This window comes from Marinomonas sp. S3726 (assembly GCF_000967665.1).
Taxonomy (GTDB): domain Bacteria; phylum Pseudomonadota; class Gammaproteobacteria; order Pseudomonadales; family Marinomonadaceae; genus Marinomonas.
This window is the reverse complement of the sequence record NZ_JXYC01000012.1, coordinates 23,928-40,072: the sequence shown is the minus strand read 5'-3', so window position 1 is coordinate 40,072 and position 16,145 is coordinate 23,928. Positions and strand designations below refer to the sequence as shown.

General features: G+C 40.5%; 12 protein-coding genes. 5 read left to right on the top strand and 7 right to left on the bottom strand.

Going from position 1 to position 16,145, the window contains the following annotated elements:
* Positions 1-87 precede the first annotated feature (87 nt).
* Both TW85_RS10845 and TW85_RS10840 read left to right on the top strand, forming a co-directional pair.
* Positions 88-966 carry an SAM-dependent methyltransferase gene (locus TW85_RS10845; RefSeq protein WP_046017143.1) on the top strand — a complete coding sequence of 293 codons (879 nt, stop codon included), beginning with the start codon at positions 88-90 and terminating at the stop codon, positions 964-966.
* Positions 967-1,233: 267 nt separating this feature from the next.
* Positions 1,234-1,485 carry a hypothetical protein gene (locus TW85_RS10840; RefSeq protein ID WP_046017142.1) on the top strand — a complete coding sequence of 84 codons (252 nt, stop codon included), beginning with the start codon at positions 1,234-1,236 and terminating at the stop codon, positions 1,483-1,485.
* A 91-nt stretch (positions 1,486-1,576) separates the two neighbouring features.
* Here the strand turns inward: TW85_RS10840 and TW85_RS10835 are convergent, their stop codons facing one another.
* On the bottom strand, positions 1,577-1,828 hold the full coding sequence (locus TW85_RS10835) for a hypothetical protein (RefSeq protein WP_046017141.1): 252 nt from the start codon (positions 1,826-1,828) through the stop codon (positions 1,577-1,579).
* A 521-nt stretch (positions 1,829-2,349) separates the two neighbouring features.
* On the opposite strand from TW85_RS10835, the gene TW85_RS10830 reads away from it, so the two are divergent.
* Both TW85_RS10830 and TW85_RS10825 read left to right on the top strand, forming a co-directional pair.
* On the top strand, positions 2,350-3,507 hold the full coding sequence (locus TW85_RS10830) for a BCCT family transporter (protein ID WP_046017140.1): 1,158 nt from the start codon (positions 2,350-2,352) through the stop codon (positions 3,505-3,507).
* Between the two features lie 155 nt (positions 3,508-3,662).
* Positions 3,663-5,945, top strand: coding sequence for an EAL domain-containing protein (locus TW85_RS10825; protein ID WP_046017139.1), 2,283 nt, complete (start codon positions 3,663-3,665; stop codon positions 5,943-5,945).
* Positions 5,946-5,980: 35 nt separating this feature from the next.
* Here TW85_RS10825 and prpF read toward each other — a convergent pair whose 3' ends face one another.
* The 5 genes from prpF to TW85_RS10800 all read right to left on the bottom strand — a co-directional run bounded on the left by prpF (position 5,981) and on the right by TW85_RS10800 (position 12,946).
* Positions 5,981-7,159 (bottom strand): 2-methylaconitate cis-trans isomerase PrpF, encoded by a 1,179-nt coding sequence (gene prpF, locus TW85_RS10820; RefSeq protein WP_046017138.1) that lies wholly within the window; start codon positions 7,157-7,159, stop codon positions 5,981-5,983.
* Between the two features lie 118 nt (positions 7,160-7,277).
* Positions 7,278-9,881 (bottom strand): Fe/S-dependent 2-methylisocitrate dehydratase AcnD, encoded by a 2,604-nt coding sequence (gene acnD, locus TW85_RS10815; protein ID WP_046017137.1) that lies wholly within the window; start codon positions 9,879-9,881, stop codon positions 7,278-7,280.
* A gap of 189 nt (positions 9,882-10,070) precedes the next feature.
* Positions 10,071-11,198 (bottom strand): 2-methylcitrate synthase, encoded by a 1,128-nt coding sequence (prpC, locus tag TW85_RS10810; RefSeq protein ID WP_343251977.1) that lies wholly within the window; start codon positions 11,196-11,198, stop codon positions 10,071-10,073.
* Positions 11,199-11,323: 125 nt separating this feature from the next.
* Entirely contained in the window at positions 11,324-12,229 is a 906-nt protein-coding gene (prpB, locus tag TW85_RS10805; RefSeq protein ID WP_046017135.1) for a methylisocitrate lyase, read from the bottom strand.
* Between the two features lie 24 nt (positions 12,230-12,253).
* Entirely contained in the window at positions 12,254-12,946 is a 693-nt protein-coding gene (locus TW85_RS10800; protein WP_046017134.1) for a GntR family transcriptional regulator, read from the bottom strand.
* Between the two features lie 365 nt (positions 12,947-13,311).
* Between TW85_RS10800 and TW85_RS10795 the strand changes: the two genes are divergently transcribed.
* On the top strand, positions 13,312-14,571 hold the full coding sequence (locus TW85_RS10795; protein WP_046017133.1) for an iron-containing alcohol dehydrogenase: 1,260 nt from the start codon (positions 13,312-13,314) through the stop codon (positions 14,569-14,571).
* A gap of 67 nt (positions 14,572-14,638) precedes the next feature.
* On the opposite strand, the gene TW85_RS10790 is transcribed toward TW85_RS10795, so the two are convergent.
* Entirely contained in the window at positions 14,639-15,898 is a 1,260-nt protein-coding gene (locus TW85_RS10790) for an HD-GYP domain-containing protein (protein ID WP_046017132.1), read from the bottom strand.
* Between the last annotated feature and the right edge of the window lie 247 nt (positions 15,899-16,145).

Sequence of the window (16,145 nt, the reverse complement as noted above, 5' to 3'; positions counted from 1 at the left end):
AGCTAATTCACAAGCTCAAAATTTAATATTCACTTAAGACTCAAAATTTAGACTGTCTCCATTGATTAATAAGAGAGGAAGTCAGGCATGTCTAAATTTTCAAAAATGTCATCGGCAGAAGTGATGGCCCTAGTTAGAACAATTGGCAATAAAGAAACAGATAAACAACTTCAGGCGGGAGATTATTTAGCCGAACTATTTTTACCTAGACCTTTTAGATATGCACTAAACCTTCCAGTGGTAAGAAATACATTAAAATCAATTTACGCTAAAAAGATTCCTGGGGGCTTTCCCTATATAGTTGCAAAATCTCGTGCCATCGACGATCTGTTAGAAGAATCGTTATCACAAGGCAATATTCAACAACTCGTGTTTTTAGGTGCAGGCTATGATACTCGAGCATATCGCTATAAAGAACACCTAACGAGAACTCGCATTTTCGAGATTGACCACCCAGAGATACTAGAGAGAAAAAAGACACTTATCGATAAGCGCCAATTAAACCTTGATAACCTAGCCTATTGCGCTGCAGATTTTGAAGATGGAAAAGATGAATTCACAAGCCAGTGGCTGCAAGATCAAGGTATTAAACCTGATGTCAAAACCCTATTTATTATTGACGGTGTTTCATATTTTATATCGCCAAAAGCATTTGATAATGTTGTTGAAGTCATTACTCAGTTTAAAACTGGCTCAGAACTAATTTTTGACTATGCCTATCACGAAATTTTAGAAAACAAGACTTATCGAGGTAGTGAAGAATTTAAAGCATCCTTAAAACGTATGGGAGAACCTGTTGTTAATGGTATTAAGGAAAACGAAATCAGTGCCTATCTTAAACGCTTTAACCTTAAACTGCTTAACCTCTTTCGCCCCCATGACTTGGAAAAAAGCTACCTCACAGGATCAAATGGACACACCACCAAGCCCTATGGCTTTTTAGATATAGTGCGTGTAAAAGTGTAATCAGAGCCTATTTTTTTGCAAAGGAGTGAGCTTTCATGGTTGCTCACTCCCCTTTTGTGGCTACACTTAAAACAACTAATTTAATCTATCAAATAACTAGATTTAAGTAGAATTAACCTACTTTATCTAACCAGTTTTTCTTCTTTTTACCATCAATAACTAATACTGATTCGAATATCACTTTCTATAAGATGAAAATCTTTGACTATAATGAGAAGAGGTCTATACCCAAATTATCATTTTGTTAAAAATTTTAAGGAGGATGAAATGTCGATTAAATTACTTGCGAAGAAAACTGCAACAAATCTAATGGCAGAGTTTGAAAAGGACATGAATCAAGCTGAGCTCACTAAACACATAGAGGAGTTACTGGTAGAAGTTGTCAATATGACAAAAAATGAATGTGATCCTATTAAGCTTTCATGCTGTCAGTCAGACCAAGATATAGCCCATAAAATGGCACATGAGATAAGACACCAAGAAGATATAGTCATGGCTAACCTCATGGGTTTAAGATGATAGCCTGTCTAATATTAGCTAGGTACTAGCTAAAAAAGTTAAGAAGGTAAAAACCTGATTTACAAAGGTTTTTACCTTTGAAACTTACAAGTTAGTACAAACGTTTTAATTGTTTTTTAGCATCCTTAATGCTGATAAAACCATCTTTGTCTGAATCCGCTTTTTTGAAGTACTTCTCTTTACCACCCGCTTTTTTAAACTCATGAAGATTGATCTGTTTATCACCATCAAGATCAAGTTCTTTGACTTTATCTAACCCCTTTTTAGCTGACTTAAGATCAAAGGCAACCGCCGAACTCACACAAAACACCAAAGCAATAAAAACCACAAAAGAACGCATCATAATTTCAGCCTAAAATTGAGAAACTCGATAAAATATATAAACCAATTAGTTTTAAAACAGCATATCACTGTTAAGGAATCTAGAAGCTTTTATCCATACTCTAAGGCAGGAGGATTCATTATCAGCTTCTATAAGCAAGATGATAGGAGAAATACGTTAAATCTACTATTGCTAATATAAGCTAGGAAACAAAAACTTTCCTAGTGCGAGTTTAACTATAATCACGTTCACTTCTGTACTTGCTAATAAACCCTCTTGCTATATCATTACGCCCTTTTTGGGGAAACTATACTGAATCCCCCCTTCACACTCACTGAAAACGACGTATGGGCCATATCGCCCATCTCTTTGTTGACTTTAAATTTAGTCAGTGCGATTTTTATATTAAACAATCATTTAATTAAACAACCATTCAATAAAAAAAACAACGAAAATTCAATCAGTTGCTTAAGATTAAGTCATTTCTTTCTTGATTAGTGTAAGCACTGAGTAACCAAGTTTCTTAACTGCTAGGAGTGTTTATGAACACCTTATTGAGTGCAGGTATTATTTTTACTCTGCTCGCAATCGTCTTTTGTCTCTATCGTTGGGGCAATTTGAAATGTGTTGGGGTCACCCCAGTCAAAACCTTTACCTTTATCGCTATTTTGTTCACATCTGGTCTAGATGTTGGGCTTATCATGTTCCCGCTTACTGAATTCGCAGGCTATGCCGATCATGCAGCTAGCCCTGAATATGCCTTTAGTAACCCACTCGCAATCGAGTTTGCCTATTGGGGCTTTCTTATTTGGGGCTTCTACTTTTTAACCAGCTTCTACTTTTGCGTGATTGAACCAAAAGTTGGTTTTTTTGAAATTCCTTTTGTGAAACTCATCAATAACATTGTCATCATTGGAACCTGTGCCTTCACGGCTTACCTGCTATTATCCAACCTACCTTGGTACCTTCCAGAACTAAGCGAAGAAGGCAGTATTGTGACAACCTTTTATGTCATAGTATTCGTCGTTATTATTGCTGCAATTTTTTCAAGCACGGATATCAAGTACGTTAGAATTTTAAGCTTGGCTTCCACTTGGCTCTTCCTTGCTCTGATTGCTGTTATGTGGTCACTTGCTGCTATGGGTCCAAACGAAATGCTTGATGCCGCTAATCTAATTGGTAACTATTTCGTTAATATTCATAAATTTGTCCTGCCTCTTAATGATTACCACGAGTTTTATCTTTTCTGGTGGTTTGCTTGGAGCATTATGATTGGGCAGTTTACATCACGTTTTGTAGGTGGTTTGCGCACATGGCAAGTACTAGCAGCTTTGCTTATCTTCCCATCTATTCCTCTTGCCACATGGTTTAGCGTACTTTTCTTCTACCATGAGAATGGCTTAGACAGTTCTGGTTTTGTTGGCATATCTATGGTTATTGTCGGCATCACTTTTGTGATTAACTCACTAGACTCACTTATACGCTTATATAGCGACAATCTAAAACTCACCCCCAAACGTCTAGGTAAAGTGCCTTATATCCTAGGTAACCTAGTCGCATTGTGTGCCCTAACCATGTTATTCAAGCTGGATTTCTTACAAATCCAATGGGTAGGCGCACTCGTTATCCTGCTTTATTTTGCTTGCTTTGGCTTTATCATGCTCAAAAAACGTAAAGAGGTATTAGCTATCAAAGGCTAAAGCTAGAACTCTCGCTAAAATTGAAAAGCCGCTTTATTTCAAAGCGGCTTTTTTATTACTCTAATAAAAAGCAAAAGCAAATACTTCCTTAAACATTAGCTTAATGCCTCAAGTTTTCTTGATTAGGCTAGAATAAGTTATCAAGGAACCTAAATATGAGCGATAAAAACAAAACAAAAACACAATTGCTTGATGAAATAGCCAACTTACAAGAGGAATTATCCTTATTAAATCAGACTAAAAAAGCCCAGTCTGAAGAGCTATTTAAGAGTGAGGAAAGGTTCGCCCTAGCAATGCGTGGTGCCAGCGATGGTCTATGGGATTGGGATTTAATCACTGACAAAGTCTATTACTCTCCCCGTTGGAAATCCATGCTGGGGTATGAAGAACATGAGCTGGGTAGTTCACTCAATACTTGGGCTAGCTTAGTGCACCCTGAAGAAAAAGACGCAATATTAGAATCAGTCCAAAATTACCTCTCCAATAAATCCGACGTATTTGAAGTAGAAATGCGCATGCGCCACAAAAGTGGCAGTTATCTTTATATCCGTTCCAGAGCATTTAAAGTCATAGATGAGCAAAAACAGACTGCCGTTCGCCTCATTGGCACACATGTAGACATAACCAAACGCAAAAAAGCCGAACTCTTCAGTAAAAGAAGTACCAAAATTTTAGCCATGATAGCAAAGGGAAATGCGGCCTCTGAGATTTATGATGAAATCGCTTATATGTATGAAGAAAGGCACCCAGGTATGCGATGCTGCATGCTTATATTAGAAAAAGACAAACTTCTCTATGGTGGAGCCCCTAGCTTGCCTAAAGCCTATTGTGACGCAATTCATGGCTCAAAAATTGGTCCAAATGTCGGATCATGTGGTACTGCAAGTTACACGGGTGAAAGAGTCCTGTGTGAAGATATTGCAACGGATCCTAAATGGGCCAGTGTGAAACATCTTGCTTTACCTTACGGCCTGAGATCTTGCTGGTCAGAGCCAGTAAAAGATGCCTCTGGAAGAGTATTAGGTGCTTTTGGTATGTACTATAACTACCCAGGTCTACCTAATGATGAAGAGCTCAACGACCTCATTTCAGCAGTAAGACTGGTTAGTATTATCATGGATAGGGAGAACAATCTAAAACGTATTAAAGAATTAGCCTATACCGATGAACTAACAGGACTTTCAAGCCGTGCCCAACTCTATATCAGCCTTGAAAAACTGATTAAAGAATCAGAAAGAGACAAGCTCTCTTTCAATCTTATCTACCTAGACCTTGATAACTTTAAGCAAGTAAACGATAGCCTAGGACATGATGAAGGCGATAATTTACTCAAGATCATTGCCTCCAGACTTACAAATCTAGAAAGTGATATTAAATTAGCTGCACGACTAGGTGGTGATGAGTTTTGCATTATTGCCCATGATAACAAAGACAAAAAAAGCCAAGTGATCGAACTGGCTAAACTTTGTTTAAAAACCATATCCAAACCTGTCATTTTATCCGGCAGAAAGTTCATCCCTACGTGTAGCCTTGGCATTGCCAGGTATCCAATCGATGGCAATAATCTAACCAGCCTATTAAAAGCCGCAGACACTGCTCTCTACTCAGCAAAAGAGCAAGGTAAAAACGGTTACGCCTTTTATAAAATCGAGCTTACCCAAAAGGCCGAATATAGATTTAAAATGGAGCAATACTTAAGAGAGGCAATTGAGCACGAGCAACTAACTTTGGTTTATCAGTGCCAAGTTGCTATTGAGAATCGCGAAGTTGTTGGTGTTGAAGCGCTGGCAAGGTGGCATCATCCTTTATTAGGCGATGTTTCACCGAATGACTTTATTCCCATTGCAGAACGCATAGGCATGATTAAACCCTTAACTCATTGGGTATTAAAACAAGCAGCGAAACAAGCGGTGATCTGGAAAAAGCAAGGCATTAACCTACCTCGTATTGCCGTCAACATTTCTCCTAATCACTTCTTAGAGTCAGACTTTGTTGGCTTAATAGAAGACACCTTGCAAGCAACAGAATTAGATGCAAAATGCTTAAAATTAGAAGTCACAGAAAGTGCAGTACAAATAGACAGAGCTAATCTAGATACTTTCAATCGATTAAAAGAAATTGGTGTCTTGATAGCAATCGATGACTTTGGCACAGGTTACTCTTCATTTGCATCACTAAAACACCTTCATGTGGATGTATTGAAAATAGATAAATACTTCATCAACGACCTATTAACCAATCTAAAAGCCAGACACCTTTATTCCTCCATGATAGAGATGGGACAAAAACTAGGATATGAAATTATTGCGGAAGGAGTAGAAGATCAAGCTCAGTTAGCATTACTCACTGAGCTTGGCTGTGACACGGTTCAAGGCTTTATCTTTAGCCGTCCAAAAGATGCCAAGGAAACCCAAAAATGTTTAAGCAAGTTCTCTTAATAGAACCTGCTTAGAGATATTGTAATAAAGACTGCTTAGAAAGCATCCTGAGGAACACGAACCCAACCTTCCATCAAGACTCTAGCACTTCGACTCATAATCGCACGATCTACCGACCACTCACCCTCTGTCTCACTGGCTTTGGCTCCGACACGCAATGTGCCTGAAGGGTGCCCAAAGGTCACTGATTGCCTTTCATTGCCACCAGCAGCAAGATTAACTAAGGTACCCGGAATTGCAGCAGCGGTTCCAATTGCAACGGCCGCTGTGCCCATCATGGCATGGTGTAATTTCCCCATAGATAAGGCCCTGACACAGACATCAATATCATTTGCACTAACATTTGAGCCACTTGAAGCCTGATAATCTTTAGCCGGTGCAACAAAAGCAACCTTAGGAGTGTGTTGACGTTGTTCAGCTTCATCAAGTGATTGAATCAACCCCATTTTTAGAGCGCCATGAGCACGGATAGATTCAAACTTAGCTAATGCTTTTGCATCACCATTGATTGCATCTTGAAGCTCAGTACCTGTATAACCAAGCTCAACTGCATTTAAGAAAATGGTCGGAATACCCGCATTGATCAAAGTTGCCTGAAATGACCCATAGCCAGCAACATCAAGCTGATCTACCAACTGGCCAGTTGGAAACATGGATCCCTCACCGTCGGCAGGGTCAACAAATTCCACTTCGACTTCCGCCGCAGGGAAAGTCACGCCATCAAGCTCGAAGTCACCAGTTTCTTGTACCTCACCATTGGTCATAGGAACATGAGCAACAATGGTTTTTTCGATATTCGCTTGCCAGATATTAATGGTCGCTAAGCCATTTTCGGGCAATTTATCCGCATCGACTAAACCATTAGAAATCGCAAAAGCCCCAACAGCAGCCGTTAAATTGCCACAGTTACCACTCCAATCTACAAAAGCCTTATCAATCGCTACCTGGCCAAATAAATAGTTCACATCATGATCGGCTTTGTCAGATTTAGAGATGATAACTGTTTTACTTGTGCTTGAGGTTGCACCACCCATACCATCCGTCTGTTTACCATATGGATCAGGGCTACCTATCACACGAAGCAATAAATCATCTCTCACTTTACCCGGAACACGTGCGGCTTCGGGTAAGTCTTCTAAACTAAAAAATACGCCTTTACTTGTACCACCGCGCATATAAGTCGCAGGAATTTTAACTTGTGGTAAATGTGCCATACCAAGTTACCTCTATTGGGCATGCTTTAATCAAAGCAATAAAAAGGGCGAGTGGGACCCACAAGAAAATAGGCAGAAAAGCTGCGAGCCCCACTCATAAACTTAAACAAAAGTGCAATTAAGCATTATTGGCTAAAAAGTCTTGTGCGAAACGCTGTAATACACCACCAGCTTCATATACAGAAACTTCTTCTGCAGTATCAAGACGACACGTAACAGGAACCTCTACACGTTCGCCATTTTTACGTTCAATAATCAGGGTTAATGTCGCACCTGGCGTTCTATCACCAATAACATCATAGGTTTCTGTGCCATCAATTTGGTAAGTATGGCGATTCTCACCTGCTTTAAACTCAAGCGGTAATACACCCATACCAACTAGATTTGTTCTATGAATACGCTCAAAGCCTTCCGCCACAATCACCTCAACACCAGCCAGACGAACACCTTTAGCTGCCCAGTCGCGAGAAGAACCTTGCCCGTAATCTGCACCCGCAACAATAATCAAAGGCTGTTTACGGTCCATATAGGTTTCAATCGCTTCCCACATACGACTTTCTTGGCCTTCTGGCTCAATACGCGCTAATGAGCCCTGCTTAATCTCACCTTGTTCATCAAGGCACATTTCATTAAGCAGTTTAGGGTTAGCAAAAGTCGCTCTTTGCGCCGTTAAGTGGTCACCACGGTGAGTAGCGTAAGAGTTAAAGTCTTCTTCTGGTAAACCCATTTTGTCTAAATAAGCCCCAGCGGCACTGTTAAGCATAATGGCATTAGAAGGAGACAAGTGGTCTGTGGTGATATTGTCACCCAGTACTGCTAATGGACGCATACCTTTCATAGTTCGCTCACCAGCAAGCGCGCCTTCCCAATAAGGTGGTCTACGAATATAGGTACTCTGTGGGCGCCAGTCATAGAGAGGACTTGGTGCTCTATCAATTGCTCCAAGGTCAAACATAGGAATATAAATTTGTTTGAACTGTTCAGGCTTCACGGCTTTAGCAACGATTGCATCTATCTCTTCGTCACTTGGCCAAATATCTTTCAGGCTAATATCATTGCCATCTTGATCTTGTCCTAGAATGTCTTTTTCAATATCAAAGCGCATTGTTCCTGCAATAGCATAAGCCACAACCAAAGGCGGAGAGGCAAGGAAAGCCTGTTTAGCATAAGGGTGGATTCGACCATCAAAGTTTCGGTTACCTGATAACACGGCTGTTGCATATAAATCTCTGTCGATTACTTCCTGTTGAATCTTAGGATCAAGTGCACCACTCATACCGTTACAAGTCGTACAAGCGTATGCCACGATACCAAATCCTAATTTTTCAAGCTCAGGTAGCAAACCCGCTTCTTCTAGATACAGTTTTGCAACTTTAGAACCGGGAGCAAAAGAGGTTTTTACCCAAGGCTTTCGAATCAAGCCAAGCTCATTGGCTTTCTTAGCCACAAGAGCCGCAGCAACGACGTTACGAGGGTTTGAAGTATTAGTACAAGACGTAATTGCCGCGATAATAACAGCACCATCAGGCATTTTCCCATCAGCTTCTTGTGCTTTAGCCGCATCAAGCCCTACTGCAATCCCACGTGACTCTAATTCTGTTGTTGGTAAACGACGATGAGGGTTAGATGGACCAGCCATATTGCGGCACACGCTAGAAAGGTCAAACTCAAGTACTCTTTCATATTGAGCGTCAACAAGATCATCTGCCCAAAGGCCAGTTTGTTTTGCATATTCTTCGACTAAAGCAACTTGCTCTGGTTCACGCCCTGTAAGCTTAAGGTAATCAATCGTTTGCTCATCGATATAGAACATACCAGCAGAAGCACCAAACTCAGGTGTCATATTAGAGATAGTGGCGCGATCACCTATGGTTAACTTACTGGCACCTTCACCGAAGAATTCTAAGTACGAGGACACAACCTTTTCGTTACGAAGGAACTCAGTAATTGCCAAAACAATGTCGGTAGCCGTAATACCAGGCTGGCGCTTCCCAACTAATTTCACCCCAATGATATTAGGTAAACGCATCATAGAAGGACGGCCTAACATAACGGTTTCAGCCTCTAAACCACCCACACCGATAGCGATAACACCAAGAGCATCAACATGGGGAGTGTGACTATCAGTTCCTACACAAGTATCAGGGAAAGCAACCCCATCTCTCGCCTGAATCACTGGAGACATTTTTTCTAGGTTGATCTGGTGCATGATGCCATTACCCGCAGGAATCACATCAACATTTTCAAAGGCTGTTTTTGTCCATTCGATAAAATGGAATCTATCTTCATTACGTCTGTCTTCAATTGCCCTATTCTTCTCAAAGGCATCTTTATCAAAGCCAGGAGCCTCAACAGCTAAAGAGTGGTCAACGATTAACTGAGTCGGTACAACTGGATTGACCTTAGCAGGGTCACCACCTTGATCAGCAATCGCATCACGCAGACCAGCTAAATCAACTAATGCGGTTTGTCCAAGAATGTCATGACAAACAACACGAGCTGGGAACCAAGGAAAGTCTAAGTCTCTTTTACGCTCAATAATTTGAGTCAGAGCTGCTGTTAGGTTTTCAGGCTCACAACGTCGCACCAGGTTTTCTGCTAACACTCTTGAAGTGTAAGGCAAGGTTGCATAAGCCCCTGGTTTAATAGCTTCCACCGCTGCTCGGGTGTCAAAAAAGTCTAGGCCTGTACTAGCCAAAGGTTTGCGATATAAAGTATTCATAATAGCTATCCAGCAGTATCAAGAGACAAACAGTTAATAAAAACGCCCATCTGAATAAAAGTTTAAGCGGTATTCAAGGCGACAAAACACTCTAAAAAAACGCTTTTATAAGCGCTTTTTAGACATGCTTTATTGCGCATCATTAAATAAGGTGAGGCCGAGTTCTAATACTCAGCCTCACCAAGTCGATTAACGTTCGCCAATCGGTTTAACAGTACGAGGTTCAGAACCTGTATAGTCAGCGCTTGGTCGAATAATACGGTTATTCGCTCTTTGCTCCATTACATGGGCAGCCCAGCCAGTTAGACGTGAGCACACAAAGATTGGTGTAAAGAGTTTTGTTGGAATACCCATAAAGTGATAAGCCGATGCATGGAAGAAATCAGCATTACAAAATAGCTTTTTGGTGTCCCACATAAACTCTTCACAAGCCACTGAAATGTCGTATAAAGAAGTATCACCATTCTCATGAGCCAGCTTCTCAGACCATTTTTTGATGATGACATTACGAGGATCTGAGGTGCTATATATCGCATGACCAAAGCCCATGATTTTCTCTTTACGTTCAAGCATGCCCGCCATTTGCACCTTGGCATCTTCTGGCGAAGAGAACTTCTCTATCATGTCCATTGCCGCTTCATTGGCACCACCGTGCAGAGGGCCACGTAATGAACCAATCGCACCTGTGACACAAGAATACATATCAGACAAGGTAGAGGCACAAACACGCGCGGTGAATGTAGAAGCATTAAATTCATGCTCAGCATAAAGAATTAAGGACACATCCATTACACGGCGATGCTGATCAGAAGGGGTTTTGCCACTCATGAGTTTAAGTAAATGACCACCAATAGAATCTTCATCTGTATTACAGTCAATCTCGACACCCTCATGAGAGAAACGGTACCAGTAACACATGATGGCAGGGAAAGCACCAAGAAGGCGATTCGCCGCTTTGTCTTGATCATTAAAATCAACTTCTGGTTCAAGGTTACCTAAGAACGAAGCACCGGTACGCATCACATCCATTGGATGCGCATTAGCCGGAATACGTTGTAAGACTTCTTTTAACGCCTGAGGTAAATCACGCATTCCTCTTAACTGAGTTTTATAGGCATCAAGCTGAGCTCGATTAGGTAATTCACCGTTAAAAAGCAAATAGGCGACTTCTTCAAAGCTAGCGTTATCCGCAAGATCTGACACATCATAACCACAATAGGTTAAGCCACTGCCCGATTTACCAACGGTGCAAAGGGCTGTTTCACCCGCACTTTGTCCGCGAAGTCCCGCACCTGTTAATTTTTTAGCTGTCATAATTACACCTTTTCCTATAGCAAAGCCCTTTGAGACAATCCTTTATAGGCCATCTCGATAAAGACAGACCTACCAAAAGACAATGCTGATAATTTTATTTACGTTTTTGTTATTCTTTAACCATCAAGTTATTTGTTCTTACCTTGAGAAAATAGCTGATCAAGCTTTTGCTCATAATCGTGGTAACCAAGATAATCATACAGTTCCATGCGGGTTTGCATGTTATCAATCGCTGCTTTTTGATCGCCGTCAGCTAACAGGGTTTGATAAACATTTTCAGCCGCTTTATTCATGGCTCTAAAAGCAGAAAGAGGATAAAGCACCATAGCAGCCCCCCACTCACCTAGCTCTTTCTTGTTCCATAGCTCAGTCTGACCAAATTCAGTAATATTAGCCAAAATAGGCACATCTAAGGCTTCAGAGAATGCTCGGTAATGCTCTTCTGTCTTCACCGCTTCAGCGAAAATGCCATCAGCACCAGCAGCAACGTAAGCTTTTGCTCTTGCAATTGCGGCTTCTAATCCTTCTTGAGCGAAAGAGTCAGTACGCGCCATGATGAAAAAATCAGGATCGATGCGAGCATCGACAGCTGCTTTGATTCTGTCAGTCATTTCTTCAACAGAAACGATTTCTTTATTCGGTCTGTGACCACAACGTTTTTGCGCCACTTGATCTTCAATATGAACTGCAGCAGCACCTGCCTTTTCCATATCACGAATAGTTTTAGCTATGTTAAATGCGCCACCCCAACCCGTATCAATATCTACTAATAAAGGTAGACTAGAAGCAGACGTAATACGCTGAACATCAACGATCACATCGTTAAGTGATGTCATGCCCAAATCAGGCAAACCGTAAGAGGCATTCGCCACGCCGCCACCAGATAAGTAAATTGCTTGATGGCCTAACTGTTCTGCCATCATGGCGCAATACGCATTGATGGTGCCGACAATTTGCAGTGGCGCGTTATTTTTAAGGGCTAATCGAAACTTAGCACCAGGTGATAACCTTGTTTGTGACGAATCTTGCGACATGATATGTGTCCCCTTACCTATTGATTATTGGTTGAGCTTATTTTGCTCAGCGATTTTGTTTTCGATATTTTTGCGAGAAGCCGCAATGTGGCGACGCATAAGAAGCTCAGCAAGCTCTCCGTCTCTATCACTTATGGCTTCGATAATTCTGGAGTGTTCGGAAAAAGCGCGGCTCGCCCTTGGGCTATTCATGCCAAATTGGCAACGATACATACGGACAAGGTGATACAGCTGTCCGCAGATAAGATTAATAAGTTGAGCGTTGTGACTACCTAGAATCACTTTATAGTGAAAATCTAAATCACCCTTTTCTTGGTAATAAGCGACACCATCTTGTAAATCCTGCGCGGTAGAATGTTGTGACAACATGGCCTTCATGTCGACAATTTCTTCATCCGTCATATTTTCAGCGGCTTGACGACAGGCCATACCTTCTAAAGCCTCACGAGTAATATAAAGCTCCAATAAACCTTTAATGCTGCACTCAACAACACGAGAGCCTACATTTGGCTTGCGTTCAATAAGGTGGCATTTTTCTAGGCGATTCAAGGCTTCACGCAAGGTAGAGCGGCTTACTTGATATTGTTTAGCTAACTCAGGCTCACTGATTTTACTACCAGCTAAAATGTCGCCCTCAACAATAGCATGCTGAATCTGCTCAAAGACTTTGTCTGCAGTAGTGACTGCTAAGGTTTTTGTTGGATTATCAAGAGGCATAATATTGTCTACAATTTGTTTGATTTATGAGCATACTAAAGAAAATTCAGCATATGTCAATCCTACTCAAATCTAATTGTCGACAATTATAGTTCAATATCTGTTCAATTGAGGAAAAAAATTTAATTATTCGGCTAATTGTCATACACTTTAATGGCTCTTCACCTAAAACCCACTTACTTTAATCAAATTATCTTCGCACCTTTTAACGCTTCTTATAGTGCTCAGTTATCAAGTTGGTTAAACACGCTATTTCGGATAGAATCAAAAATAATGTTGTAAAGTGAAAGCATTAAGGTAAAAAAAGAAAGAAAATCGCTAAAAAGAACACAGAAACAATCACTAATGAAAATTAAAGGTGAGATATGACAGCTTTATTAAAGAGTTTTGAATTTGCTCAGTGGCCAAAAATTCACTATGGCGAAGGTATTAGTCAGAACTTAAAAACAGAGTTAAGCGATTCAGACACTGTGTTATGGGTAACAGGCGGTAAAAGCGGCAACTACTCTTCTTATTTTAAGCTTTTCATCGAGCTTTCTGGTATTGAAATAGAAGCGGATCATATTGTTCAGATAGGCGCTGAGCCAAGCCCTTGTGATATCGATGCCATCACTCGCCGTTTCCAAAATACCCAACATCAAACTCAGATTACTAAAGTCATTGCGATAGGTGGCGGTTCAGTTCTCGATGCAGGGAAAGCCCTAGCTGCCATGTTAATGACAAAACACAGCTTATTAGATTATTTAGAAGGGGTTGGTAAAGGTTTACCTCTGCCAGATCAGATTCTTCCTTTTATTGCGATTCCAACAACCTCTGGTACAGGCAGTGAAATGACCTCAAATGCCGTTTTTAGTCAGGTAGGAAACAAAGGTTTTAAAAAATCCATCCGACATGACAAGTTAATCCCAACAGAGATTTGGCTTGATTCACGCCTAACTATGTCCTGTCCTCCTCTTCAAACGGCTTGCTGTGGATTAGATGCCTTTACACAATTACTCGAAGCCTATCTCTCAACTAAAAGCAGCCTGATTACAGACACACTCGCTGAAAAAGGGCTTGAACTTATTATTAAAAACCTCATTCCAGCCTGCACAAATAAAGCTGATGATCCTGATGTAAGAGGCGAGCTTGCCTTAGCGGCTATGCTATCTGGCAGCTGCTTAGCCAATGCAGGCCTTGGTATAGTGCATGGTATCGCAGGCCCTATGGGAGGGTTTTACGAGATACCCCATGGTGTTGCTTGTGCAGGTCTTATTGCTGAAGCTAACCAAGCTACTCTGAATGCTTTGATCAAGGAAAGCGATTCAAACAAGAATGCTGAAACCTCTTCACAAGCAAGGACGAGTGCCATTTTTAAGATGGCAAAAATTGGTCGTCTCTGCGCTCAAGAAAGAGACCTATTAGGCGGTACCTTATCTGACGGCAACTTATCAGAATTGGACTACTGTCAGATATTAGTAGACACTCTGTTTGCTTGGCAAAAAGCGCTTAATATCCCTAAATTTCGCAAATATGGTTTGAAAACAGATGAGCTTGACGCTTTAGTGAAGGCATCTAGCAATCGCAATAACCCAGTAGTATTAAGCCAAACAGAGATTAAAGCACTCATTACAGCGTGTATTTGAAGCTAGATTTAGGAATTTACAAGAAACAAAGATTAGGTCGCTTTATAGCGACCTAATCGAGACTCAATTAAGCTTTATCAGTGTGATCAAAGTAATAGTTAACACGCATTCTTGGATTTAAGTAGGAAAACACTTCTTCAGATAACTGGCTAGGGTGAATCGCTTTTACTATTTTAAGATCTTGATTTTCGTCCAAATCTAAAATAACAGCCTCATCTTTAGGAACAAGCGGGTCATAAATCAGAACATTTGGTGCAAGTAGTTTATTCAGATTGACTGAGATAACCAAAGCACATTGGCCGCTATCTAGCTCAACCACGGTACCTGGCGGGTAAATCCCCAATAACTTAACCAAAAGACTGAGGGAATCTTCTTCGTACTTTGCCTTATCCACTTTAAATTGATGTGCCAAAGCAGCAAAAGGCGTTTTCGCATTTTTAATATTAATAGGATGACACAAGCTATCGTAGTTATTTACCACCGATAAAATATGTGAAAGCGGATCCAGCTCCTTCCCCTCTAAGCCCAAAGGATGGCCGCTACCATCATAAAACTCATGGTGCTGCTCTATCAGTTTAAGCGCCCTATCATCAAAGTTAGATGAGGTAACCAACAATTCAATACTGTATTTAGGATGCAGTTTTAGAAAGTTGCTCTCAGCTGCATTTAACGGCTCTGTTTTTCGCAATATTTGAGCAGGTATCTTAAGTTTACCAACATCATGAAAAAGGCCAGCAAGCCCTAACAAGGTTAAATCTTCCTTGCCTAGACCCTTTTTCTTACCCAATAACATAGCCAGAACAGACACATTTAACGCATGATAATAAAGACCTTCATCTTCTTTACTCTCATTCATCAAATGTAAGACAGCATCACCCTTATTAAGTAGGTGGTCTGTAATTTCATCAATTAATTCAGTTGCTTGATCAACAGACTGCGCAGGTTTGTTACGCATATCTCGCATGATATTACGTACATGGTTCATAGAGTTCTGAAAACATTTTTCAGTACGGCCTAAATCTGATTTAAATGATTTAAGTTTTTGCATACGCTCTTCTTTAATCAGCGTAAGCTCGTCTTTTAACTCTTCAACCTCAGCTTCGTCTTGGGTATCTTCTACCAACTCCGACATGGGAATAGGTTTAGCATCACTTTTACTTGGAACAGCCATAACATGGCGCACTCCAAGGCTTTTAATAATCTTAATCTGATCATCTGTTTTAATCTTAAAGTGATTAAGAACAAACGGGTGCTGAAACCACTTTAAAGGCAGTTGCACATATATACCTGGCTGTAACTGCTCAACCGCTACCTTAACGCCCTTCATAAAATATCATTACACCTTAAAAAAAATTTACACTGGCTAACTTATTATATGCAAAACACTTGTTCTCAAAACTAGAATACATCAAACAACTGCAAGTATTTTTATAGTTAAGCTCAGTTTTATAACCTAAGTTTAACATTCTCTAATGAGAAAACCATAAAGCATTTACTCTAATCAATCCTATCTAGGCTTTCTTAAATAAACCTTAATTATCGAAAGGTTAGACTAATACCCCCTTATAAAATGA

Coding starts and splice junctions, on each gene's coding strand:
- TW85_RS10845 (WP_046017143.1), top strand. CDS start 88: ATGTCTAAATTTTCAAAAATGTCATCGGCAGAAGTGATGGCCCTAGTT.
- TW85_RS10825 (WP_046017139.1), top strand. CDS start 3,663: ATGAGCGATAAAAACAAAACAAAAACACAATTGCTTGATGAAATAGCC.
- TW85_RS10830 (WP_046017140.1), top strand. CDS start 2,350: ATGAACACCTTATTGAGTGCAGGTATTATTTTTACTCTGCTCGCAATC.
- prpB (WP_046017135.1), bottom strand. CDS start 12,229: ATGTCGCAAGATTCGTCACAAACAAGGTTATCACCTGGTGCTAAGTTT.
- TW85_RS10800 (WP_046017134.1), bottom strand. CDS start 12,946: ATGCCTCTTGATAATCCAACAAAAACCTTAGCAGTCACTACTGCAGAC.
- TW85_RS10795 (WP_046017133.1), top strand. CDS start 13,312: ATGACAGCTTTATTAAAGAGTTTTGAATTTGCTCAGTGGCCAAAAATT.
- acnD (WP_046017137.1), bottom strand. CDS start 9,881: ATGAATACTTTATATCGCAAACCTTTGGCTAGTACAGGCCTAGACTTT.
- TW85_RS10835 (WP_046017141.1), bottom strand. CDS start 1,828: ATGATGCGTTCTTTTGTGGTTTTTATTGCTTTGGTGTTTTGTGTGAGT.
- TW85_RS10790 (WP_046017132.1), bottom strand. CDS start 15,898: ATGAAGGGCGTTAAGGTAGCGGTTGAGCAGTTACAGCCAGGTATATAT.
- TW85_RS10840 (WP_046017142.1), top strand. CDS start 1,234: ATGTCGATTAAATTACTTGCGAAGAAAACTGCAACAAATCTAATGGCA.
- prpF (WP_046017138.1), bottom strand. CDS start 7,159: ATGGCACATTTACCACAAGTTAAAATTCCTGCGACTTATATGCGCGGT.